This is a genomic window from Cohnella baijiui (assembly GCF_020731285.1).
In the GTDB taxonomy this organism is placed as follows: Bacteria; Bacillota; Bacilli; order Paenibacillales; family Paenibacillaceae; genus Cohnella.
On record NZ_JAJFOW010000008.1, the window covers coordinates 25,728 to 49,847 of the forward strand.

Consider the following 24,120-nt stretch of genomic DNA (forward strand, 5'->3'; position numbering starts at 1 on the left):
GGATAACCTCCATTGCCGTATGTCTTGATGTCATTGTAATGGAACCCCGATGCGTCGAATGTGACGGTTGTCACTTGTGCCGGTCCAATGTCTGCAAATAGGATTGCGGGCCTGGAATCGAAACTTAGTTGGTGACAACGAATAGGTACCTGACGTTTATCCCGTCAGGTACCTATTATTGTCCTCATGGCAAGGAGGGTCGCCCTATTGGGCGCCTGACGCCATGCTGCGGCCCTGTTCGATAAGCCGGTACGCACGCTGTACTTCTTCCGGTCCCGGCTCCTTAACCCCGACTAGCGTGTAAGGAATTCCGAGCTGCTGCCATTTGTACACTCCCATTCGGTGATACGGGAGCACTTCCACCTTCTCCACCCCGTATAACTCTCCGATAAAGCTTCCCAGATCGATCAGGTCCTCCGGCCGGTCCGTGAAGCCCGGCACCAAGACGCGACGGACCCACATTCGGTTCCCCCTCTGCGACAGGCGCTTGGCGAATGCGATCGTCCGATCGTTCGGCTGCGTCGTAAGATCGACGTGTCCTCTCTGGTCCATCAATTTCAGGTCGAGCAACACGAGATCGGTGACGCTCAGCAGCGCTTCGGCGTGCGACGGCTCGCAAAATCCGGAGGAATCTAGCGCGGTATGAAGATTCCAACGATCCTTGCACGCCCGGAACAGTTCGGCGACGAACGGCGCCTGTAAGGTCGGCTCCCCTCCGGAGACGGTAATCCCTCCGCCGGACCGTTTGTAATAATCGACGTATGATTCGATTTCGGCCAATATCTCGTCAACCGTTCGCAGCTTGCCTCCCTCCGTATCCCAAGAATCGGGATTATGACAGTATCGGCATTTCAGCGCGCAGCCTTGAAGGAAGAGTACGAACCGGATTCCCGGACCGTCGACCGTGCCGAACGTCTCGATGGAGTGTATTCTGCCTGTATGTTTCATGTCTTTTTCTCCTCTCCCGACATTCGACACGCGGCCGAATCCGTTGTCCGCAGGCGTTAGATGGCACCGTGGAAGGTCCGGCTGATGACGTCCATCTGCTGCTCTCTCGTCAGTTTGATGAAGTTGACCGCATACCCCGATACGCGAATCGTAAGCTGCGGATATTGCTCCGGGTGTTCCATGGCATCCAGCAGCTGTTCCCGGTTGAAGACGTTCACGTTGAGATGATGGCCCTTCTTCGCCGCATAACCGTCAAGTAGCGAGACGAGGTTCATGACACGGGTGTCCGCCTCGCGTCCGAGAGCCTTGGGAACCAGCGAGAACGTGTTCGAGATGCCGTCCAGGCTGCTCTCGTACGGAAGCTTGGCGACCGAGCTCAGCGATGCGAGGGCTCCCTTGCGGTCGCGTCCGTGCATCGGGTTGGCTCCCGGCGCGAACGGCTGGCCGGCTTTACGACCGTCCGGCGTGCTGCCCGTTTTCTTGCCGTATACGACGTTCGAAGTGATCGTGAGCACCGACTGTGTCGGGATGGCGTCACGGTATGCCTGATGCTTGCGGAGCTTATCCATGAACGCCTCCGTCAATTTCACCGCAATGCCGTCCACTCGATCGTCATTGTTTCCGTATTGCGGATATTCGCCTTCAATCTCGAAGTCTACGGCCAGCCCTTGTTCATTTCGGATCGGACGGACCTTAGCGTATTTGATGGCGCTGAGCGAATCGGCGACGACCGACAAGCCGGCAATCCCGCAAGCCATTGTTCGGATGCTCTCCTTATCGTGAAGCGCCATCTCCAGACGCTCGTAGCAATATTTGTCATGCATATAATGGATGACGTTCAAAGTGTTCATGTACAGACGCGCGAGCCATTCCAGCATGTCGTCGTATCGGCGCATTACTTCTTCATAATCCAGCGTCTCGCCGGTCAACGGTGCAATGGCCGGCCCGACCTGATCGCCGAGCTTTTCGTCTTTACCCCCGTTTATCGCGTAGAGCAGGGCTTTGGCCAGGTTCGCCCGTGCCCCGAAGAACTGCATTTGCTTGCCGATCCGCATCGCCGATACGCAGCAGGCGATGCCGTAGTCGTCTCCGTATATGGGGCGCATAAGGTCGTCATTCTCGTACTGGATCGAGCTGGTGTCTATCGACACTTTGGCGCAATAATTTTTGAAGCCCTCCGGCAGTCGGGTCGACCACAGCACCGTCAAGTTCGGCTCCGGTGCCGGACCCAGGTTGTATAAGGTGTGAAGGAATCGGAACGACGAACGGGTCACGCGAGTTCGGCCGTCGTTTCCCATGCCGCCGATCGACTCGGTTACCCATGTCGGGTCGCCGCTGAACAGCTCATTGTAATCGGTCGTTCTTAAGAATTTGACCAAGCGAAGCTTCATGACGAAATGGTCCACAAGCTCTTGAGCTTCTTCTTCGCTCAGCGTTCCTTCCTTCTTGTCGCGTTCGATATAAATGTCGAGGAAGCTGGATATCCGTCCCAAGCTCATCGCCGCGCCGTTCTGTTCCTTGATGGCTGCCAGGTAGCCGAAGTACAGCCACTGAATCGCCTCCGCCGCCGTCGCGGCCGGACGGCTGATGTCGTAGCCGTAGGTTTTCGCCATAACCTTCAGCTCGCCCAGCGCGCGAATTTGCTCGGACAGTTCTTCCCTTGCCCGTATCGTGCTTTCATTCATTACATCCGTTTCAAGCTGGAGCAGGTCTTCCTTCTTCTCTGCAACTAGACGGTCGATGCCGTACAGAGCCACTCGACGATAATCGCCAATAATTCGGCCACGGCCGTAAGCATCCGGAAGACCTGTGATGATGCCGGCTTTGCGGGCCGTTCTCATTTCCGTCGTATAGGCGTCGAACACGCCTTGGTTATGTGTCTTTCGAAGATCGGTGAACGTACGGATCATCTCTTCCGGCAGCTCATACCCGTAAGCTTTGCAGGCATCGATGACCATCCGGATGCCGCCGAAGGGCTGAACGGACCTCTTAAGCGGAGCATCCGTCTGCAGTCCGACGATCTTCTCCAGCGAACGGTCGATGTAGCCCGGTGCATGCGAGGTGATCGTGGACACGTTGTCCGTGTCCACATCCAGAACGCCCCCGTTATCGCGCTCCTTCTTCATTAGCAGCAGTATCGCATCCCAAAGCTTCCGGGTCGCTTCCGTCGGTCCCGCAAGGAAGGATTCATCCCCTTCGTACGGAGTCAGATTCATAGTAAGAAAGTCGTTCACGTCAATATGACGCTGCCATCTGCCGGAGCGGAACGTTCTCCAGCCTTCGAATTGCACAGGTTCCGTTGTGGAGCGCAGTTCTTGTTCATTTGCGGACATGTAAGATCCCTCCTGATTTGTCGCTTAGGATGTTTTAAAATTTGCCGTAAAACGCGCTGCGGTAGACGTCGGCGAGCTCCGTCACTAGCGGCATCCGAGGGTTGGCGGTCGTGCATTGATCCTCGAACGCCCGGTCCGCCAAATAATCGACCTTGGATTCGAAATCGGCGGCATCGAAACCGAGCGCCTGGAACGATTCCGGAATGTCGAGCGACCGATTGAGGCCGCGAATAGCATCAATCAGGCTGTTCACGCCTTCCTCTGTGGTGCGTGCCGGCAGTCCGAGCAGCCGGGCCAGATCCGCGTAGCGTTTGTCCGCCACGAAGTGGTCGTACTTCGGGAACGAAGCGAATTTCGTCGGCTGCTGCGCATTGTACCGGATGACATGCGGCATGAGGATCGCATTGGTTCGGCCATGTGCCGTATGGTACGCACCGCCCCATTTGTGCGCCAAGCTATGATTGATGCCTAGGAAGGCATTGGCGAACGCCATTCCGGCAATGGTCGAAGCGTTGTGCATTTTCTCCCGAGCTTTCGGGTCGGCGCGGTGATAGGACGCTTCAATGTTCTCGAAGACAAGTTGAACGGCTTTAAGCGCGAGTCCGTCGGTGAAGTCGCTCGCCATTACGGAGACGTAAGCCTCGATCGCATGGGTTAGCACGTCCATGCCCGTATCGGCGACCGCCGTCTTCGGCAGGCTGTACACATAGTCCGGGTCGATGATTGCAACGTCCGGAGTCAATTCATAGTCGGCCAACGGATATTTCGTGTGGCCCTTATGCTTGTCGGTGATCACCGCGAACGAGGTGACCTCCGATCCGGTACCCGACGTCGTTGGAATGGCCACGAATCGTGCTTTCTGGCCAAGCCGTGGATATTTATAGATCCGCTTGCGAATATCCATGAACTTCTGCTTGAGCGAATCAAAACTGGTGTCCGGATATTCGTAGAACAACCACATCGCTTTTGCCGCATCCATTGGGGATCCGCCGCCTAAGGCGATAATGCAGTCAGGCTTGAATTGGGCCATCAGCTGCGTGCCCCGTGTTACGGTGTCCACGGAAGGGTCGGGCTCGACATCCGAGAATACTTCGATGGCGACAGGCATTCTGCGCTTCCGAAGATAGTATTCGACCTTCTCCGCGTATCCCAGCTTCACCATGGCGGCGTCGGTAACGATCATGACCCGGCTGATGTCCGGCATTTTCTCCAAATACTGCGTGGCTCCTCGCTCGAAATAGATTTTCGGTGGTACCTTGAACCATTGCATGTTCAGCGTGCGATACGCCACACGCTTGACGTTAATCAAGTTGACTGCGGTCACGTTAGAGGTCGTCGAATTGCTTCCGTAGGAGCCGCAGCCAAGCGTGAGCGACGGCAGGTTTGTATTGTAAATGTCTCCGATTGCGCCATGGGTGGAAGGCGCATTGACGATAATGCGACCGGTTTGCAGCCGTGCAGAAAACGCGGTGATGAACGATTGGTCCTTCGTATGGATGACGGAGGAGTGGCCCATTCCGCCGTAGGCAACTACCTGAGCAGCGCGCTCAATTCCCTGCTCCGCGGTTTTCACTTTGTAACAAGCTAGCACGGGGCTCAGTTTCTCAGCGGACAGCGGGTACTTCTCTCCGACGCCCGTTAGCTCCGCGACGAGGATTTTCGTGTTCTCAGGCACCTTAAAGCCCGCCATTTCGGCGATTTTGACGGCGGGCTGTCCGACGATAACGGCGTTAACCGCGCATTTCTCCGGGTTGATGACCAAGCGAGAGACCGCTTCGGTTTCTTCCTTATTGAGGAAGTAACAACCGTTCGCCTCCATCAGCTTTTTCGCGGCTGCATAGATCGGCTCGTCGAGGATGACCGCCTGCTCCGAGGCGCAAATCATACCGTTATCGAATGTCTTGGAGAGAATGAGATCGGTCACGGCCTGTTCGAGGTCTGCGGTACGCTCGATGAAGCAAGGCACGTTTCCGGGGCCGACGCCGAGGGCGGGTTTGCCAGTGCTGTAAGCGGCTTTTACCATCGCGGAGCCTCCTGTTGCCAAGACGAGCGATACGCCCGGGTGATTCATGAGCAGCTGCGTCGCTTCGACAGAAGGATGTTCGATCCACTGGATGCAGTGCTCCGGCGCGCCTGCCGTGACTGCGGCGTCAAGAAGAGTCTTGGCGGCTTCTCGGCTGGACCGCTGAGCGGACGGGTGGAAGGTGAATATGATCGGGTTGCGCGTCTTGACTGCAATGAGTGCTTTGAACATCGTGGTCGAGGTCGGATTGGTGACGGGCGTGATGCCGGCAATCACGCCGACAGGCTCCGCCACCTTGCGATAGTTCTCATACCCGTTTTCTTCGATGATGCCGACCGTCTTCTCGTTCTTGATGCTGTGGTAAATATACTCTGTTGCGAATAGATTCTTCGTAATCTTGTCTTCGTAGACCCCGCGTCCGGTCTCCTCGAACGCCAACTTCGCGAGAGGCATATGACGGTCGAGTCCCGCAAGCGCCATCGCTTGAACGATCCGGTCGACTTGTTCCTGATCCAGCTCCATGTAAGCTTCGAGAGCTTGTCGTGCTCTCGCAGCTAGAGTGTTTACTTCTTCCTGAGCCCCGACAATCATTTCTTGCGTCTTTTCCTTCATGGACATTTCATCTGCCTCCTAGGTTAAGAGCCGCTGTACGCGATATGATCCATCAACTTTCCCGGCAAACGGCAATCTCGTTTCGTCTTCCATTCGGAGCTTAGCAACATAATTGCGGCAGCCGTATACGCTCATTATGGTGGTCCGTTTCTTTTTCGGATGTGCGGTTCGTCACAGAAATCGAAATGAATTGTGAATGTTTTCACATTAACTGTTATTAAAAATGAAAGCGGTTCGAGTGGTCCTCCAACGCAGTCAGAATATCCTCTTCCTCTTTAAATTTGATTTTCAAAAATGCGTATGCTTGTAACAAATACGAAGCCATCCTTCGTGCAGTCTTTTGGCTGACCGGAACGGTCGTCCTGTTCAACGTCTGCAGGAAAGCGTGAATATAGAGCTCCGCCATCTTATGATCTTGCTCCATGTAGTCGAACAACTGGGGATCCTCTCCAAAGTACCACACCGCGTATGGATAGAGATCAGTTTCCTCCCACTCGTTGTGATTACACCAATCTCGCAGGAAATGTTTTAACGTCTGGTTTAATTCATGAAGTTCCTGATTTAAACGATTGATATTTTCATCCTTGCGAACGATGCATGCTTTATCGTATACCTCGATCAACTCTTTCTTCAGCGTCTCGAGATCCAGTCTGGCCCGAACGACGGCCTTTTCCAGCAACAGCAGTTTCGTATCCTCCGAAATCAATCGTTTATCTGTCGCATCGTGCACCACCATGGTGGATTCCTCGCTTTCATTAAAGTATACAACTTATAACCAACCGAAATCATGTGAAATTATTCACAAAATAATTCATTTTGATCATCGAATGTCCTCCTTTAAGATCAATCTATGTTCAGAATAAGGTGTATTTCTTGCTCACACTGTGATATTTATCATGAATTATAGTCCGTCATCAAATGTTCATATCAAAAAAAAAGCCACTCTATGCAGCATAATAGCTGCAATCCGGAGCGGTTTTCGTATAAAGCTCGTTTTAGTCTTCTTCGACGCTGGCCGGACGGACCGGTAAAGTTAGCTTCACTACGGTACCTTGATCGGGTGAAGAGCGGATCTCCAATTCGCCGGCGGCAGCTTTAGCGCGTTCCTCCATACTGAAGAGACCTACGCCGCGTCTTAACTCTTCGGGATCGAAGCCGGTTCCGTGGTCCTCGACGACCGCTTCCACTGTATCCCCCATGTCTCTCAACGTCACATTTGCCTCGGAAACGCTAGCGTATTTCCCGGCATTGGTCAAAGCTTCAGTGACAATCCGGTAAATGGTGGTCTCAATCAGTAAATTCAACCGTTTGTTTAGGTTGCTGTCAAAGCGGATTCGCATTCCGTAATGGCTTTCGTGATTTCCGATATACGTCCGAAGGGCGGGGACAACACCCAGATCGTCCAGCACAGAAGGGCGCAGCTCCCATGCCAATCCCCTTACCTCCGCCATTAGCAGAGAAATTTCCTCTCCGAGCTGACGTAGACGTTGGTCGCCTCCCTCGGAGATCATGCGGTCGATCGAAATTTTGAGCGAAAACAGGCTCTGTCCGATGCCGTCATGAAGATCTCGCGAAAAACGTCTGCGCTCTTCCTCCTGGATTTGCATCATTTGGGACAACGTCGACTGCAGCGCTTCCTCCGTATTTTTGAGCTGGGTGACCTCATGCCGGATCGCCAAGTACTGGTAGGGCATGCCCTCTGCGTCCACGAATGGCACGATGGTCGTATCAACCCAATAATAAGCCCCGTTCTTGGCCCGGTTTTTAATTTCCCCATGCCAGACCTTTCCGGAAGAGATCGTATTCCATAGCTGGCGAAAAAAATCTTTATGGTGATAGCCGGAATTAATCAGCCGGTGATCCTGTCCGAGCAGTTCTTTCTTTGCGTAACCGGATATTTGGCAAAATTTATCGTTAACGTACAGAATGCGGCCTTTCCGGTCGGTCACGGCCACTATAGAAGCCTCGTCGAGGGCGAATTTCACGTCTGCCAACTGCTTAAGCGATCGTTGCAGTTCACTAAGCAATGCGGGATCATCGATGTACCAATTGAAATCGGGGGTATCATTCAAAGTTTAACATCCCCTTTTTCATCGCATATTTAACAAGGTCCGGTCGAGTTTTCAATTTCAGTTTCTCCATCAGGTTGCTTTTATGGGATTCGACCGTTTTTACACTGATGAAGAGTTGCTCTGCAATCTCCTTGTTGGAGTACCCTTGCGCAATCTTGGCCAAAATCTCTTTTTCGCGGTCTGAAAGTAACTCGAACGCACTACCATTCTCACCATTTTTCATTTTCTCCAAGTAATCGCTCATAAGCCGCTTTGTTGCATCCGGGTATAAATATGCGCTTCCTGTGGAAATCAGACGGATGGCGGAGAGCAGCTCTTCATGCGGGGCACTCTTGAGGATATAGCCAGATGCTCCGGCTTGAATGGCCCGGAGCAGGTACTCCTCGTCGTCATGCATCGTTAGAATCAAAACGGCAGTATCCGGCAAAAGCTTCTTCAGTTCTGCAGTTGCGGTTAAGCCATCCTTTCCGTGGGGCATACTCAAATCCATCAGCACGACATCGGGCTTTAGTTCTTTCGCCTTGGCGAGAGCTTCGTCTCCGTCTGCAGCTTCACCCACGATCGACATGTCGTTTTTCCCGTCCAATAGCATCATCAAACCGGATCTGACGACGGCATGGTCATCCACTACCATGATGCGGACCAATTGATTCTCTCCTCTCGGACGTCGAGCATTTAAACCATTTTATCATAATCTCAGTGTTAAAAGTTTTAGTAACGTTGGGAAGCCTGCATATTACGATCGCATTGCGGCAAGTGATTCTGCAACGCACTCGCCCGCCGAAGCAGCGCGAATTCTGTCCTCCGGTTGGAAAACCCGGTTGCTACGGTTGCCAATAAGCAACACGCCAACGACTTGATGTCCTTCCATGATCGGTACCGCATATGCCGATCGCAGGTGCTCGGACATCAATATCGGATATTCTTGCATTTGCCTGTTGGCAACCAGTTCCGCCATTTGGAAGGCCATGGCCCGACCGATCTTGATTACGGACTTATGGAATCCCCTTCCTGGTTTCTCTGAGATTTGTTGGTACCGATCGCTCATGTTGCCGACTGCCAATTTCCAAGTTAGAATTCTGCTTTTCGTATCGAGAATACCTACCGAACAGAAGTCGCAACCTAGATCGGAAAGCAGAAGCTTCATCTCCTGTTCCCACTCGTGTTCGAGGCTCATCGTCATTCCTTCTTTCTCCTCGGTTCGATCAAACTCTATTTCAAGTGTAGCCTGTGGGACCAAGAAAGTCATTCGGGGAACTCCCTGAGTTAATTTCAATTATGTGCAACAACGATCCCCTTTTCCCTGAGAAAGTTAAGGGATTTCTCCTCTTCCTTTCAGGTGATTCCCCTATAACTTTTGGTTGCCGGAGACGATATGATGAGTTCATCGATAAGAAGGAGTTGGGAACATGGCAAACGCGGCAGGATCGCTGAAAAAGAGGAGCGAGAATGAGGGAACAAATAATAATCCTTTGGGGATACGCAACTTTTTTTCGGGAGAGCAGTTCGATCGTGTTGTGGAGCTGATGTACCCCAAAACCGCGGAAGCCGGCAGCTATTTGTTCTGGGAAGGCGAGCCGACTGGCAAGCTTTATTACATTAAATCAGGAAAAGTGAAGCTGCGGAAATCAACGGAGGACGGCAAAGATTTTATTCTTTCGATCCTGCAAGCCGGGGATATGCTCTGCGAACCGGGGGATGGGTTGAATGCGGTACGCAGCTTCAGCGCAGAAGTCATGGAGGACACAGAGCTTGGGGTCATCCAATGGAGGGATTTGGAGATCCTGCTTTACCGACACGGTGATTTCGCCGTTCGGTTTATGAGCTGGATGGCGCTTATGCACAAGGTAACGGAATCGAAATTCCGGGATCTCTTGTTGTTCGGCAAACCAGGTGCTTTGGCATCAACGCTGATTCGGCTTGCAAACTCTTATGGCGTTTTAGGCGCGGAGGGGATTAAGATCAGCCTCAAGCTAACAAACGCCGAGTTGGCCGAATTCATTGGAACAACACGTGAAAGTGTGAATCGGATGTTGAACGGATTACGAGAGGAAGGCGTAATCGATATCCGTAAAGGTCGTTTAATCATTCAGAATCTCAATGCTTTAAAATCGATTTGTCATTGTCCTGCCTGCCCGGCTTGCCCAAAGGAAGTTTGCCGTATTTAAAAGCGATGATTCTGATTCCAATGCTTATCCGACCTCGTACGAAGCGCAATACCATCAATAATCCTGTCCCTCAAGTGTAAACTGATCCGCTACGTAAGACGTGATCGGGATGCCAAGTACCATGCCCAGACTGTCCCCCAACCGTCTGCGAAACGTGCGGCGGCCGCAGGTTCAAAGAGGAAGTGCCCCTCTTCTGGGATTAGCGTTTCATCGTTACCTACTATCAAATCTCTCCTACGGAATAGAGCTGCTAAACTACTAGATTATCTAGTCTAGCGGCTTCTTTTCGACAACATAAACTGAACCCAAACAGGACACCCAATCGGAAGCGTTTATGTGACAAAATATGATCGCAAAGAAACGCAAAGACGGACTCAACTTTTGAGTCCGTCCTTCGTACAATGCTTGAGACAAAACCGGTAGGAGTCTTTAGACTATCAATGTTTGCATGTATCCAGATTGGTGATTATTACTTTCCCTTAAACTTTGAGACGGTATCCTACCCCCCATACAGTCTCAATATATTGCGGATTGGAAGGATCCGGCTCAATCTTTTCTCGAAGTCTGCTTATATGCACAGTGACGGTGGCGATATCGCCCAGCGAGTCCATCCCCCATATTTTCATGAACAATTCGTCCTTACTGAATACATGATTGGGATTTTGCATCAAAAAAAGAAGCAGATCGTACTCCTTAGAGGTTAAAAACGCTTCAGTTCCATTAACGAACACTTGTCTGGAGCGTTTGTCAATGTGAATTGCCTCGGTTCGAATTTCGTCTTTTTGGGGGACATCGGATTGAGTCAGCCGTTCATAACGGGCAAGATGCGCCTTTACTCTTGCCACTAATTCACCCATATTAAACGGCTTCGTCACATAATCGTCCGCACCGAGACCGAAACCGCGGATTTTATCGATTTCCTCTATCTTGGAAGAGACGATGAGTACCGGAATGTTCTTACTCTTGCGAACTTGCTTGCAAATTTCGAATCCGTCGGTTTCCGGAAGCAATAAATCTAGAATGATCAAGTCATACTCTTCGTGAATGGCTTTCTGCAAACCGATGTCTCCGCTTTGCGCGATTTCGACCGAAAATCCGCTTGCCTCAAAATAATCTTTTTCCACTTCCGCAATGATATCCTCATCCTCGATGATCAGTATCCGCTTCATGGCCGTCCAATCCGCTCCCTTTGGGTAATGTGAAGAAAATGGCGGTTCCTTCCCCTAATGCGCTTTGCGCCCAAACTTTTCCGCCATGCTCCTCTACGATATGTTTCACGATCGCAAGTCCCAAACCGCTGCCTCCGGTCTTTTTATTTCTCGAATGTTCCACCCGGTAAAATCGATCAAAGATGTGAGCAAGCGCGTCCTCGGAAATTCCCATCCCGTTGTCTCGTACGCTTACCGTTACTTCTTGTTCTTGATCAACAAGTTCGATTCGGATTTCTTTAGGTTCTCTGGTCGTATATTTTATACCGTTATCTACTATATTTGCCATAACTCTGCGCAGCTTCTCCATGTCTACCAGCACATAAACCGGATGGCTTCCCTCGCAGCGAAAATCGATCAACACACCCTGCTTCTGCGGGTCATGCCTAAGATCTTCTACAAAGTCACGTAAATAATCCGAAATATCGATCTTCATGAAATGGAAAGGAAGTCGTTTCAGATCAAGCTTGGAAAACAAAAATAATTCATCGATTAATTGGTCCATATCAGTCGCTTTCTTGTATACCATCCTCAAATACTTATTGCGCTTTTGATCCGTATCGGCGATTCCGTCGAAAATACCGTCAATACAAGCCTTAATTCCGGTGATCGGCGTTTTCAAATCATGTGAAATGTTGGAAATCAACTCTTTGCGGTTTTCCTCGTACTGATTCTGCAGTTGAATGGATGCCTTCAATCGTCGTCTCATCTCTTCGAATGCATCGCCCAACTTGCCAATTTCATCTCTCCTTCCCATCTTCACCTCATGTTCAAGATCTCCTTCTTGAATATGTTCGGCGGCTTGTTTCAACGCATATAACGGTTTGATGATGCTTCGGGAAACAAAGAATGTAAGCAGCCCGTTCGTGAGAATGATCGCGACTAACAGAGACAGGAAAATGGAAGGGAAAAATTTTGAAATAAATCCGAAAAACTGCTTAAAATCCGTCAGGATATAGACGGTTCCGGAACGATCATCGCTGAAATGAAAATCAATCCGTTCCACTGAATAGGTGTTGTTTATATTTTGTCCCCAACGGTTCGTGTCAAGGTGCTGAAGCTCCTCCTTCAAATCGATTCCATCCGCGAGTTTGGAGGCAAACGTTACACGATCATCAGTTACGATGACAAGCCCTTCTCGCAGATTCCTCAATTGCTCATCTGTTTTCGTTAAAAATATATTGTCAGCCAATCGGTCGGGATCGTATTTTGCCAAAAATCGGATTCCGCCGACCAGCTCATTCTTTTTATCGAAATAATCGCTAACGATTTGAAACCAGGGCTTCCCGGCATTATTGGATGAGGCGTCCTCAAGCGACTTGATGTCTTTGTAAAATACGGCAATAAGAAAAGCGGAAAATAACACGAAAATCATGATAGGGACCATAAACATGGCGATGTAGGAGAGCAAAAGTCTCAATTTTATGGACATCATGTATTCTCCTTGCATGAGATTGAATGCTACCGGATCTTTCTTAGCAAATCATCCAAAAGATACACTACTGCTTCCCATTAGGCAACCAAAAAGTGGATAGCCGGGAACCTGTCACAGTTCCCGGCGGCTTCTGAAAGCGAAGCTTCTAGTTAGATTCTAGATATTACTTGTATGAGCTACTCGTTGCTGACGTGAAGACTTCCGGAAAAAGAGAAGTTCATAGATACACGGCACGATAACGAGCGTCAGCAGCGTAGCAACGGACAAGCCTCCAATTACAACGATCGCAAGGCTTTGCGAAACGATGCTTCCGCTTTCCGATGCACCGAATACAAGCGGCAGCATCGCGCAGACAGTGGCGACCGCGGTCATCAATATCGGTCTTATCCGTGTTCCGGCCGCTTCCAGAATCGCTTCTCGGATCGACATCGATTCTTCATTATGCCGCACGCGGTCGATCAAGACGATGGCGTTCGTTACGACTATGCCGACTAGCATAATGACACCGAAAATCGCGGTGTAATCGGGAGTGATCCCGGAGATCAGAATACCGAGAACGGCACCGATCGGTACGAACAACAGCGAAGAGAGAACCGCAATCGGAGCGCGGAGGGTTTTGAACGTGAAGACCATGATGAGATATACGATACCAATGGAAACGAGCATCATCATGAATAGACTGGTGAAATCGCCCGCCTGATTGGCCGATGCTCCCCCAACGTTCAACTCGACGCCTTCAGGAGGCGTAATCTTCTTCATTTCGTCCGCTATTTTCGCCCCGACAATGGACAACTGGCTTGGCTCCACCGTTGCGGTGACGCGGACATAGTTCTTGCCGTCTCTGTGGAAGTACTTCGTCGCTTTTTCTGCTTTTACCCACTTGGCGACACTCGATACCGCCTGCGGTCCTTGTTCCGTCATCACCGTTAGTCCCGAAAGGTCGTTTTCGGTTGCCGGAGCAAATGCGGGCTCGAGAATGACGGGCTGTGACTGGCCGTTACCATTCAACTCGCCGATCGGTACCGGGTTGAGCATTCCTTGCAATTGCTGAGCGATGTCTCCGCCCTTAGCCAGGGACGGGTCGACTTCGAGCGTGTAGACGGTTTTTTTCTGCTCCTGATTGCTCCCAACTTTAAGTACATCCTGGATCAGCTTGATTTTCTCCATCACTTGCCCGGCTGTTTTCGTGATTTGATCCATGTTGTCGCCCGTGATGTCGACAAACACTTGCGTCGAACTGCTTTCACCGAAAAGATTGCCTTTGCCGGCATTCAAGTTGGCATTCGGAAAATGAATTCGTTCCTCTTTGACGGCTTCGATCAATTTCTCCGCATCGGCGCCTTTTTTCATGCCAAGCGTATACGTGACTAACGTCGGAGATGTGACATTGCCCCATTTGGCCGCATCGGAACTATTGCCGATCAACATTCTCACCCATTCTTGACCTTCCTGTTTAAGCAGGAACGATTCAAGCTTCTTACCGTTTGCGGTTACTTGATCAACCGGCGTGTCCGGATCGTATTCGAGCGTGATGATCAAATTTTCAGCATTCGAGGAATCGATTACGCCTTTGGGCATCGAAAAGTACGTTCCGATGGATCCGACTAGCAGGACGAACGCGATTAAAATAGGAATCCATTTGAAGCGCAAATTCCAATGAAGGAATGAGGTGAACCGTTTGGAAGGCGCATGCTCTTTTATTTTGGCGTTTTTCAGAACGCCGGCGCTAAGAAGCGGAACGATCGCCAAAGCGACGAGCAGCGAGGAAATCAATGAATACGTTACCGTCAATGCGAACGGGAGCAGGAACGATTGCAGTGAGCCGCGCAGCAGGCCCATCGGCAGGAACACCGCAACTGTCGTCAAAGTGGAAGCCGTAATGGCGCGGGACACTTCCAGCGTTGCTTGGATGATGAGCTCCACCGAAAATTTCTCTTTCTGCAAGCGGCGGAAAATATTCTCGATGACGACGATACTATCGTCCACCAAGCGTCCGACTGCGACCGCCACACCCCCGAGCGTCAAAATATTAAGTGTGATTCCTGATAAATCCAGCAAGTATAGCGTCACCGCAAGCGAAAGAGGGATCGATACGACTGTCACCAATGTGCCCCGGATGTTCCGCATGAAAATCAGGATGACGAATGTAGCGAATAACGCGCCGATCAAAACTTCTTGTAACATACTATTAACGGAGTGAACGATCTGATCGGAGGTATTCATGATGATGTTTAGCTTGACGTCCTTGCTTTCATCATTCCATTTCTCAACCGTTTCCTTGATCCCTTCTCCGACTCGGACAGCGTTAGCGTTGGAGGCTTTGGAAACGATCAGTGAGAGGGATGGCTTTCCGTTGAAATGATTGATGCTCTCATCGTCTGGAACAAGCCTGACATCGGCCACATCTCCAAGCGTCACTTCGTTTGCTACCGGCAGCTTCTTAAGCGCTTCTAGATCGTTCAATTCGGCAAAAACATTCAAATTGACGTTCGTGCCGCCGATCTTTTGCTCGCCGATTGAAGCGAATGCCTCGCGACCTTGAAGAACTCCGTAAAATGCCTGGAATGGAACGCCATTGGCTTTCAATTTTACGGGATCCGGTATGATACTCACCTTGGACTTGATCTCGCCGGACAACTGAACGCTGCCAACGCCGTCAATCGCTTGGAATGAATCAATGACGCGCTGTTCCAATTGTTCTTTCTTCGCATCAGATAAATTGTCGCTCGCATACGTCAACGTGATGAAAGATATCGGAATCATGGAAGTATTGTATTGAATGACATATGGCAACGATACTCTCTCCGGCAGTTTTACGGCGGCAACGGCACGTTCTACCTCCGTTTTCGCTTCTTTCATGTCCGTGTTCGAATCAAAATGGATATTGACTTGCGAGAAACCATCGCCCGATGTGGAGAATACGTTCGTTTTTCCTTTAACGGCCGCCACCGACTGCTCAAGCGGATTCGTCACTCTTTGCTCTATGATCGCAGCGTCATAGCCTGGCCCAATCGCCGTCACTGTCACTTGCGTATTATCCGCCTCCGGCAAAAACTCCATTGGCAGCTTCAAGTAGCTGAATACCCCTAATCCGAGTACCATGACGATCAGAAGTATCATCGCCGCTTTGTTTTTGAAAACTCCTTGAATGAAAGATTGCATTACCATTCCCCTTTCAAGTTTGTTATTTCAGTTCCTATTCGTACTTCAGCATAATTGCTGTCTCTAAACCCCCACTAACGAAAATGTAACAAAAGAATAAAATCACGTTGTGCCTAACTTGGCTAGGCGCGCTAATTAAAAAAGCCCGCGATTTACGCGGGCTTCATTCGGTCAATATTCGAGTAATACAAACATCAAATATTAATTGTTACCTTGACTCACGTTTTCAAGGGGGCCTTACTGAAACTCCCTCCGTCCATGCTTCAGCCATTTAAAGCCATCGAGAGCCGGCGCGCCGGCTCAATGAATGATCAACCCTTGACTCCGCCCGAGGCGACGCCGTCCAAAATCTTTTCGGAGAAAATCATGAAGAGGACCAAAATCGGTACCGTGGCGATAACCGAAGCTACCATCGCTTTGTCCATCGACAGCATGAGATTGCTCGTGTACTTCATGACGATCAGCGGCACGGTCTTGTGCGAGTCGTTCTGAAGGAAAATAAGCGGCATGAAAAACTGGTTCCAGATCTGTACGGACATGACGATGCAAATGCTGAAAATGACCGGGCTCGCCAGCGGGAACATGATTCGATAGAACGTTTTCCATTCGGACGCCCCGTCCAAAATGGCCGATTCATAGATCTCACCCGGCATCTTGGCGAAGAAATCCGTCAACAGCAGCACCGGCATGGAGATGCCCGCCGACAAGACCAGAATGACGGATGCATACGAATTCAGCAGATGCAGGTCTTTCATGAGCAAGAAGAGCGGGAGCACGCCCAGCGATGCGGGGAACATGAGTCCTAGCAGAAAATAAACCTGCAGCACGTTCTTGAACTTGAATTTGTACCGTCCGAGCGCGTAGGAGACCATGGACGCAAAAATGACGATGAGCACCAGCGTCGCGCCAAGGATGAGCGTGCTGTTGAGGAAGTAACGGTGAAACTTCTGCTCCGTGAACATCTTGATATACGTATCGAAACCGAGCGATTTCGGAATGCCGAACGTATTCGTCAGCAATTCGCTTTTGGGCCTTAAGGAATGATAAACCATATACCCGAGCACGAACACGGTAAAGCACGAGTAGATCCACAGCAGGACGGAAGCTGCGGTTGCCGACTTCTTCTTTTCGGAAACGCCGATCATGTCAGACCTCCTCCCTGCGGCGATATGTCAACCAGACCTGGAGCATGGACATGACGAAAATCAAGAGAAACAATACGCATGCAACCGTGGATCCGAGCCCCATTGAATTCTCGCTGATGTTGCCTCCGAGAGGATTTCTGGATTCGCCGAACGCGATCCGATAGAACAGCAGCGCCATCACGTCCACGTCGTGGTCGACCCCCCCGGAGACGCCTCCCAGAATATAGTTGAAGTCGAATACGGTCATGGAGACAATGTACGTAATCAAAATCATATTCAGAATCGTAATTTTCATCTGGGGCAGGATGATGCTGAACAGCCGCTTCCAGAATCCGGCCCCGTCCAGGTACCCTGCCTCCAGAGACTCCTTCGAGATCATCTTCATGGCTCCGAGGAAGAAAATCATGCCGACGCCGAAGCCGGACCAAGACATCATCAGCCACACGATGTTCATGCCGTATCCGGGCAAACCCAGCCACGGCCGGACGTATTCGCCCAGACCGATCCATTCCAGCAATTTGTTGAAGACGCCCACGTTGCTGTCCAGCAACAGCATAAAAATAAAGACGATTACCGGCGTCGATATAAATTGGGGCGAAAAAACGGCCACCCGAAAAAACTTGTACCCTTTCACCTGGTTATAAATTAAGTAGGCGGCGATGATCTGTAAGGGAATGAGAATCAAAACCGTCAGGACGAAAATCCGAAGACTGTTCAGCAAGGCGTTCGAAAATTGCGACATCATCTCCGAGCTCGTGAACAATTCAATGTAGTTGTCCAGACCGACGAACGTCTTCGGGCCGATGCCATTCCAGCGGAAAAAGCTTATGCTTGCGGCTGCCACGATGGGGTAGACGACGAACAGCGAGTAGATGATAAATCCGGGCAACAGAAACAGCAAAAACGGTCTTTTTGCAAGAAAGGACATGCCTGACCCCACTTTCCTCGGGTAACAAGTAAAAACGGCTTCGCCGTCCTCTTTAGAGGACGAATCGTTAGCGAAAAGCCGTCATGCTTTCAGTAGACCCTACGGACGGCATGACGGCTTCCAAGACCTCTATTTTTTGGCTAGTTCTTGCTGCAGAATTTGCGTCGCTTCCGCTCCGGTTATCTTCTTCAACATCAGCTTCGGCAATATTTCCGTGAGCAACAGGTCCTGCGGTTTCGACTTCTCATTCGCTGCGGCCGAGAAGGCGTGATAGATGTTTTTGCCGACTTTGTCGAATGCGGAGAATTCGGCTACGATTTCGCCTTTCGGCTTGATGTCTTTCACGATCGGCACGTGTCCGTTTGCATCCTCGACAATTTGTGCCGCTTCGAGGCTGCTGAGGAATTTCACGTATTCCGCCGCTTCTTTCGGGTGTTTGCTGGTCGCAGCCACCGCATAGGTCGTGAGGTTGTTCATGCCTTCCTGGGCGTACCGGACGCCGTCCTTGCCGGGCATCGCGAACCGTCCGATGTTCAGCGACGTTTGCTCATAGATCGTGTTGTTCCAGGTTCCGTCGAAGATCATCGCCGTCTTGCCGTTCGTGAAGGCAAGCTGCGCGGCTTTGCCGTCCATCGCGACGAAATCTTTACCGTAATAACCTTTATCTACGAACATGCGGTAGGCGTCGAAAAGCTCGGTCATGCGTGCTTCGTCGATCGGTTTCCCTTCGTACAGGTTGATCATGTCTTCATTGATGAAGGCGGGGGCCATCTCCTGAATCGGCCAATAACGGTCGAAGTCTCCGTTACCGCCTACCGCGATCGGCGTTACCCCGTTCGCGACGAGGGTATCCAGCGTTTTGAGGAAGTCATCCCACGTCTTCGGCGCCTCCAAGCTGTATTTCGCAAAGATGTCTTTGTTGTAGTAGATCATGGCATAGTCGAAGAAAGACGGAAGAGAACTGTACATCTTCCCGTCAACCAACGTGTAGTTAATCGCTTCTTCCGGGAATCTGCTGCTGTCAATTTTGTATTCGTCGAGCGGAATGATCTGCCCGGCTTTCGCCATCTCTTTCATTTTGGTAGATTTGTTGCCTTGAACGAAGAAGGCATCCGGCAACGTATTTGCCTGCAGGGCGACGTTGAGCGAATCTTCGTTCTGGGCGAACTCGTAGTCGATCTTGATGTTCGGATGTTTGGCCATGAAGGCTTCGTTGATCTTCTTGAACGGCTCCTCCGCGATGGCTTGGTTGATTAAGTCCCCCCATACCTTCAAGGTGACCTTCTCAGCGGAAGCCGCGATGCTTGCCGCCGGACTGGAAGCGCTGTCAGAGTTAGCCGGATTAACGTTCTCTTTTTCTTTGGAGCAGCCTGCGGCAAAAACAATAGTCGCGAGTAATGCTAGGAGAGCCCCTCTACGTTTGGCCATTTCATTCCATCCCCTCAGTTATGTAAGCGTTCTAATTCGTTGTCATTATAGCCCAGCAAAATTAAAGCAGTCTTTGCAGTATGGCGCCACGGATTGATAAATTGAAGACATTACTCCCTTCTCCCAGTCGGATCATTTCATTCCACCTTTCTCCATTTGTTGGCATTCAAACCATGCAAAGATAGGCTTAATGGGGCAGAAAAAGGGCGCTGTCACCTGTTCCGGAAGATGAGGAAAAGCGGTATTTGAATCGCATGAACATGCTCCGGGCATACCCGGCGATTTGGTCGGTGGGCTTGATCGACGTCGGATAAAAGAATGGATTGTCGCTCAAAGAAGCCGCCCTGAAGAGTGGCTTGCTGACGGAAGAGCAGTTCGGTGCCGTCGTACGTCCGGAGCTGTCCGATCAGATGGTTAATGGCATTAATCGACACTCGACGACAATAAAAAAGCCTTTGCAGCCGCCGATGGCGAGCAAAGACTTTTTTCGAAGACGACTAGCCGAGACTCTTATCTGCTCTAAGAAGTCCTCTAGCAGTACAATTCTATCCGTCGCGACCCAAAGGTCGCTTGAGGGTATTTTGGCCAATCCCTTTCCTAAGGCAGCAGCGAATAGATACTATACCGGTACTCGTTCCATGCCACCGACGTGTCGACATACGCTACTTTGACGCGAATCCGATCCTTCCCCTTCGTTAAAGCTGACGGAATCGGGAAATCATCGTCCCGCCAGCTATGGGTACCATTGCTTCCTGCCCTGTACCATATTCCTGCGTACGCATCATCCACATAGATCTTGGCCGATTGGTTCTCAATGGTCTGATCGAAGCGCCTGCGCAGCAGCGCTCCCTCGTTGTCAGGGTTCAGATCCAACGTAAAGGTACTGTAGCCCGTAAAAGCACGACCGCGATCCGTGATCAATTCATTCACCTTTACGCCTTCATACTGATAGGCGCTCGTTCCGTTCCAGTAGGGCTTCGTCATTTCATAAGCATGGTCCTGTTCGCTTGCCGCGTCCCCTACATCAAGCGTATCCGTCAATACGGCTCGGCTCCGAGGTTGATGATAGTAATAAGCCAGAAGCCAGACCTGCTCGGTTACGTCATTCGCCGCCCCATGCTCAATCCACACGCGTATCCCGTTTAAAAAAGGAACGGTATCCTGCAGCATGAAGCGATACATGGCGGTAGAGTCCACATCATCGTCGATCCGGAAGGCGGTGTACCCGGCCAGCGGCTGCGTAAACAGCCCCTTATTGAAATACCAGCCTCCGTTATAGAAATCTTCCGTTCCGGTTCCGTGGATCGCCGGGCTTAGGCTATCGTTGACGAATATTTTCTCATCGCCTTCCAAATGCCACCGGTCAGCCGGGCCCTGGTTCAATTCCGAACGGAGGGACTGAACCACCCCGACAAATTGCCCTGCTCCCTGTTCGTCCAACACGAGCAGATCCTTCTGGTCATACGCTTCCGCCGCGAGTTCGGTGAAGCGGGTTTTGAAGTAACCGACATCGCGGAACGAATCCTCGAATGGCACATGACGTATTTCATAAGAAATATCCCCCACCGCCCCGGCCCCGGTATTGACCAGCTTCACTCTTGTCTCCCGTTCGAAGGGCATCGGAAAATAAGCATACATCGTACCCGAATCGTCCATCCCGACCGGCAGGGCTCTCGTTCCATAAGGTCCGAATTGCCCCATTGCAAAAAAAGCGCCTAACGGTGCATCTACCGCCGGTTCGGATTCTCCGTCCCAATACATGCGCAGACGGATGCTGTTCAGAACCTCCGACTGTCCCGTATCAGGGGCCAGCCCCGGGATGCGCAGCTTCAAGGATAAAATCTCACCGGGACCGGCTATGTTGAGAAGGTCCGCCTCCGAACCGCTGTCCGGCAAACGAACCGTTCCCGATTCAAGCTCCGTTCCCTCTTCACTGAACGGACTCGTGCCCGCTGCTTCCCAGATCTTTCGCGCTTCTCCGCTGTCTTCACTGCCATCCCAAGTCTTTACCGCCGTATCGGGAGAATACATATGATAACCGATGTTGTAGAAAAAGCTGTCCCCCATCCCATTCGTTGTAATTTTCACCGACTTCGCGAACGAGAGCGGCAAATAACTGACAAAGCCGCCGCTGGAGTCCGCATCACCCACCACAAGCGGGGCAAGGAATGGCTCGTTCGCCCCGTTCAGCATCTCCTGTAACTTCATGCTCACGCGGGGCGTCGGCTCTCCGTCGAAATAAATCTTAATGTCGGCCGACATGGAATCGAAACCGGTAAACCACATCCGGTATATCGTCCCCGGTCCCTTCAGGTCGAGCATGACTTGTTCACCGTTCTCGTCCTGATACAGAAAATTGCTTGCTCCGAAGCCGTCGGCATTGCCTTCGCTCCGGTCATAGCTGGACGCTCCGCCGGCATAGGTATACGGCTGCACATAAGGCAATCGGTCAAGCCTCTCCATCGCTTCCAAGCCGTAAGGCTCGATTTGCGTCGAAGCGCTACTTCCCTGCATGCCTTCCTCCCTGACATACCATGCAAGCGCTCCGAGGAGCGCAGTCAAGGCAAAGGCAAGGCTGAATAACCGCATTTGACGAGGGGGAATCCGCTGCATTCGATCTGCCCCCCTCTCCGCGAAAACCGCCGGTTTCGGAAAAGTCCGCTGCCGCCAGTCCTAACGCTTGCCATGAAATATTGGCCCAGGCATCTCTCCATTGCTGGGAACGGCCCCCTCTACGGATGGCCAGCCGTCCTTCCAAACCAGCTTATCGATCATCAAAGGGCGTCTTGTCACCCCATGGCCGAATTTCGGATAGTTGATGTCGATCGCATGGTAGACAATCCAGTCTGTCCCCTCATCGTCCGCGATCACCGAATTATGGCCCGGCCCGACAAAGGGGTGCTCCGCATCTGCGGGAAAATAACCGCCCAGAATCGTGCTGCCTTCCGAATAGCGAATATCCTCGCCGGCCTGATTCAGGTACGGGCCATGAAGCGACTCCGCTCTGGCAACGCCAACGCGGTAAGTGCTGTCCGCACCTTCACAGCAGGCGCCGGCTGAGCCGAAGAAGTAATAATACTTTCCCCGTTTGATTATATACGGTGCCTCATATCCGGTTCCGGAGATTTGAAACTTCTCCCCGGCAACGGATCGTCCGTCAGCGGACAACGGTACGCCGAAGATGCCTGAGGTAATGCCGCCGAAGAACAAATACGGCTGACCTTCATCTACAATAAACATCGGATCGATCGAATACGCTTCCATCTCGTCGCTGCTAAGGATCTTGCCTTGATCGGCAAAAGGTCCTTGCGGCGAATCCGCAATGGCCAGCCCGATGCCTGGATTTTGATCGCCCCACAACGACATCGTGTAATACATATAATATTTGCCCTGAAACTGAGCGACGTCCGGCGCCCACACTCCGCCGTCCATCCAATCGGGCTTCTGCTCAAAGGCTTCCCCGACATAGTCCCACCGGGTCATATCTTTCGATCGAAGCACAGGTACGATGCGCGATCCTTTCCCGTCCCCCCAATCGTCCTCCGTACCATAGGCATAAACATATCCATCGTCACCTCGAATCACGGAAGGATCCGCGAATACAGGTTCAAATACAGGATTTGTATAATTCACTCTTTTGCCCTCCTCAGGCCGTTCTCGAAGATTCATCCATATCGCAACCGCGGCAACGAGAACAATAGCAACTGTAACAGCGATTGCATACCCTCTTATCCTGCCGGACTTCTTCATACCAACACACCTTCTTTACGGTTCGATCGTTCGCTAGCCTTTCATCCCTGTCATCGCAATGCCTTCAATAAAATATTTCTGCGCGAAAAAGAACAGGATAATCGTCGGTATAAGCGCAATCACCGAACCGGCCATAATCAGCGTCCATTCGGCGTTGTAATTGTCTTGGAACGTGGCGAGCACGAGCTGCAGCGTATACTTCTCGGGGGAATTCAAGTAAATGAGCGGACCCATATAGTCGTTGTAACCGCCAAGAAAACCGAATATCGCCTGAGTGGCCAGGGCCGGCTTGGATAATGGAACCATGATGCGCAGGAAAATGCCGAGCGGTGTCAAGCCGTCTATTTTGGCGGCATCCTCCAGTTCGCTTGGGATCGTCTTAAAAAACTGCCGCAGGAAAAAAACGGTTCCGGCCGCACCGAACATACCGGGAATGATCAGCGGCTTCCAGCTGTCGATCCAGCCCAAATACTTGTATATGATAAAGGAAGGCACCATTAACACGACCCCGGGAATCATCATGGTCGCCAGCAGCGCGAGAAACAGCACATTTTTGCCTGGGAATTGCATGCGTCCGAATGCATAGGCCGCAAGCGCGCTTGCGAATAGTCCTACAAAAGTGGGCGGCAAGGTAACCGCCAGTGTATTTAAGAACCCGTTAAGCAGATTTGACTCCATCAGCACCAGTCTGTAATTGTCCCAGATGATCGTTTCCGGAATCCACTTCGGAGGCACTTCAAAGACGACGCCGGGCTCCTTCAGCGAAGTCGATAGCATCCACAGAAAAGGAACCGCCATCACCAGTGAACCGGATATCAGAAAAACGTATGCCGCGGTCTTTTTGAAAAACCCGATATTCTCGCGTCTACCGGAAGGCATAGAGAATGCTTTGGCAACCGTCATGATGC

General features: G+C 51.2%; 17 protein-coding genes. 1 reads left to right on the forward strand and 16 read right to left on the reverse strand.

The window, feature by feature from the left end:
* Positions 1-204: 204 nt before the first annotated feature.
* The 7 genes from pflA to LKX83_RS10820 all read right to left on the reverse strand — a co-directional run bounded on the left by pflA (position 205) and on the right by LKX83_RS10820 (position 9,237).
* Positions 205-948 (reverse strand): pyruvate formate-lyase-activating protein, encoded by a 744-nt coding sequence (gene pflA, locus LKX83_RS10790; protein ID WP_227882195.1) that lies wholly within the window; start codon positions 946-948, stop codon positions 205-207.
* 56 nt (positions 949-1,004) lie between these two features.
* On the reverse strand, positions 1,005-3,281 hold the full coding sequence (gene pflB, locus LKX83_RS10795) for a formate C-acetyltransferase (RefSeq protein ID WP_227882196.1): 2,277 nt from the start codon (positions 3,279-3,281) through the stop codon (positions 1,005-1,007).
* A gap of 34 nt (positions 3,282-3,315) precedes the next feature.
* A complete protein-coding gene (gene adhE, locus LKX83_RS10800) occupies positions 3,316-5,922 on the reverse strand; it encodes a bifunctional acetaldehyde-CoA/alcohol dehydrogenase (protein WP_227882197.1) in 2,607 nt (868 codons plus the stop codon).
* Positions 5,923-6,133: 211 nt separating this feature from the next.
* Positions 6,134-6,652, reverse strand: coding sequence for a hemerythrin domain-containing protein (locus LKX83_RS10805; protein WP_227882198.1), 519 nt, complete (start codon positions 6,650-6,652; stop codon positions 6,134-6,136).
* A 259-nt stretch (positions 6,653-6,911) separates the two neighbouring features.
* Positions 6,912-7,988, reverse strand: a complete 1,077-nt coding sequence (locus LKX83_RS10810) for a PAS domain-containing sensor histidine kinase (protein ID WP_227882199.1) — start codon at positions 7,986-7,988, stop codon at positions 6,912-6,914.
* Positions 7,981-8,634 (reverse strand): response regulator transcription factor, encoded by a 654-nt coding sequence (locus LKX83_RS10815; protein ID WP_304518326.1) that lies wholly within the window; start codon positions 8,632-8,634, stop codon positions 7,981-7,983. The genes LKX83_RS10810 and LKX83_RS10815 overlap by 8 nt, the downstream gene beginning before the upstream one ends.
* A 90-nt stretch (positions 8,635-8,724) precedes the next feature.
* Positions 8,725-9,237, reverse strand: coding sequence for a GAF domain-containing protein (locus LKX83_RS10820; RefSeq protein ID WP_227882200.1), 513 nt, complete (start codon positions 9,235-9,237; stop codon positions 8,725-8,727).
* Between the two features lie 160 nt (positions 9,238-9,397).
* Here LKX83_RS10820 and LKX83_RS10825 point away from each other — a divergent pair, with 160 nt between their 5' ends.
* Entirely contained in the window at positions 9,398-10,156 is a 759-nt protein-coding gene (locus tag LKX83_RS10825) for a Crp/Fnr family transcriptional regulator (protein WP_227882201.1), read from the forward strand.
* A 479-nt stretch (positions 10,157-10,635) separates the two neighbouring features.
* Here the strand turns inward: LKX83_RS10825 and LKX83_RS10830 are convergent, their stop codons facing one another.
* The 9 genes from LKX83_RS10830 to LKX83_RS10870 all read right to left on the reverse strand — a co-directional run bounded on the left by LKX83_RS10830 (position 10,636) and on the right by LKX83_RS10870 (position 24,115).
* Positions 10,636-11,325 (reverse strand): response regulator transcription factor, encoded by a 690-nt coding sequence (locus LKX83_RS10830; RefSeq protein ID WP_227882202.1) that lies wholly within the window; start codon positions 11,323-11,325, stop codon positions 10,636-10,638.
* A complete protein-coding gene (locus tag LKX83_RS10835) occupies positions 11,297-12,796 on the reverse strand; it encodes a sensor histidine kinase (RefSeq protein ID WP_227882203.1) in 1,500 nt (499 codons plus the stop codon). The genes LKX83_RS10830 and LKX83_RS10835 overlap by 29 nt, the downstream gene beginning before the upstream one ends.
* Before the next feature lie 159 nt (positions 12,797-12,955).
* Positions 12,956-15,961 (reverse strand): efflux RND transporter permease subunit, encoded by a 3,006-nt coding sequence (locus LKX83_RS10840; protein WP_227882204.1) that lies wholly within the window; start codon positions 15,959-15,961, stop codon positions 12,956-12,958.
* A 311-nt stretch (positions 15,962-16,272) separates the two neighbouring features.
* The gene (locus tag LKX83_RS10845) at positions 16,273-17,106 is read right to left on the reverse strand and encodes a carbohydrate ABC transporter permease (RefSeq protein WP_227882205.1); all 834 of its coding nucleotides are present in this window, start codon (positions 17,104-17,106) and stop codon (positions 16,273-16,275) included.
* Position 17,107: 1 nt separating this feature from the next.
* Entirely contained in the window at positions 17,108-18,034 is a 927-nt protein-coding gene (locus LKX83_RS10850) for a carbohydrate ABC transporter permease (RefSeq protein ID WP_227882206.1), read from the reverse strand.
* Between the two features lie 129 nt (positions 18,035-18,163).
* A complete protein-coding gene (locus LKX83_RS10855; RefSeq protein ID WP_227882207.1) occupies positions 18,164-19,309 on the reverse strand; it encodes an ABC transporter substrate-binding protein in 1,146 nt (381 codons plus the stop codon).
* A 750-nt stretch (positions 19,310-20,059) separates the two neighbouring features.
* On the reverse strand, positions 20,060-22,075 hold the full coding sequence (locus LKX83_RS10860) for a glycoside hydrolase family 172 protein (protein WP_227882208.1): 2,016 nt from the start codon (positions 22,073-22,075) through the stop codon (positions 20,060-20,062).
* A 60-nt stretch (positions 22,076-22,135) separates the two neighbouring features.
* The gene (locus LKX83_RS10865; RefSeq protein WP_227882209.1) at positions 22,136-23,212 is read right to left on the reverse strand and encodes a family 43 glycosylhydrolase; all 1,077 of its coding nucleotides are present in this window, start codon (positions 23,210-23,212) and stop codon (positions 22,136-22,138) included.
* Positions 23,213-23,245: 33 nt separating this feature from the next.
* The gene (locus LKX83_RS10870) at positions 23,246-24,115 is read right to left on the reverse strand and encodes a carbohydrate ABC transporter permease (protein WP_227882210.1); all 870 of its coding nucleotides are present in this window, start codon (positions 24,113-24,115) and stop codon (positions 23,246-23,248) included.
* Positions 24,116-24,120: the final 5 nt, after the last annotated feature.

Coding starts and splice junctions, on each gene's coding strand:
- LKX83_RS10865 (WP_227882209.1), bottom strand. CDS start 23,212: ATGAAGAAGTCCGGCAGGATAAGAGGGTATGCAATCGCTGTTACAGTT.
- pflA (WP_227882195.1), bottom strand. CDS start 948: ATGAAACATACAGGCAGAATACACTCCATCGAGACGTTCGGCACGGTC.
- pflB (WP_227882196.1), bottom strand. CDS start 3,281: ATGTCCGCAAATGAACAAGAACTGCGCTCCACAACGGAACCTGTGCAA.
- LKX83_RS10805 (WP_227882198.1), bottom strand. CDS start 6,652: ATGGTGGTGCACGATGCGACAGATAAACGATTGATTTCGGAGGATACG.
- LKX83_RS10840 (WP_227882204.1), bottom strand. CDS start 15,961: ATGCAATCTTTCATTCAAGGAGTTTTCAAAAACAAAGCGGCGATGATA.
- LKX83_RS10860 (WP_227882208.1), bottom strand. CDS start 22,075: ATGCAGCGGATTCCCCCTCGTCAAATGCGGTTATTCAGCCTTGCCTTT.
- LKX83_RS10835 (WP_227882203.1), bottom strand. CDS start 12,796: ATGTCCATAAAATTGAGACTTTTGCTCTCCTACATCGCCATGTTTATG.
- LKX83_RS10870 (WP_227882210.1), bottom strand. CDS start 24,115: ATGACGGTTGCCAAAGCATTCTCTATGCCTTCCGGTAGACGCGAGAAT.
- LKX83_RS10825 (WP_227882201.1), top strand. CDS start 9,398: ATGGCAAACGCGGCAGGATCGCTGAAAAAGAGGAGCGAGAATGAGGGA.
- LKX83_RS10850 (WP_227882206.1), bottom strand. CDS start 18,034: ATGTCCTTTCTTGCAAAAAGACCGTTTTTGCTGTTTCTGTTGCCCGGA.
- adhE (WP_227882197.1), bottom strand. CDS start 5,922: ATGTCCATGAAGGAAAAGACGCAAGAAATGATTGTCGGGGCTCAGGAA.
- LKX83_RS10830 (WP_227882202.1), bottom strand. CDS start 11,325: ATGAAGCGGATACTGATCATCGAGGATGAGGATATCATTGCGGAAGTG.
- LKX83_RS10845 (WP_227882205.1), bottom strand. CDS start 17,106: ATGATCGGCGTTTCCGAAAAGAAGAAGTCGGCAACCGCAGCTTCCGTC.
- LKX83_RS10820 (WP_227882200.1), bottom strand. CDS start 9,237: ATGACTTTCTTGGTCCCACAGGCTACACTTGAAATAGAGTTTGATCGA.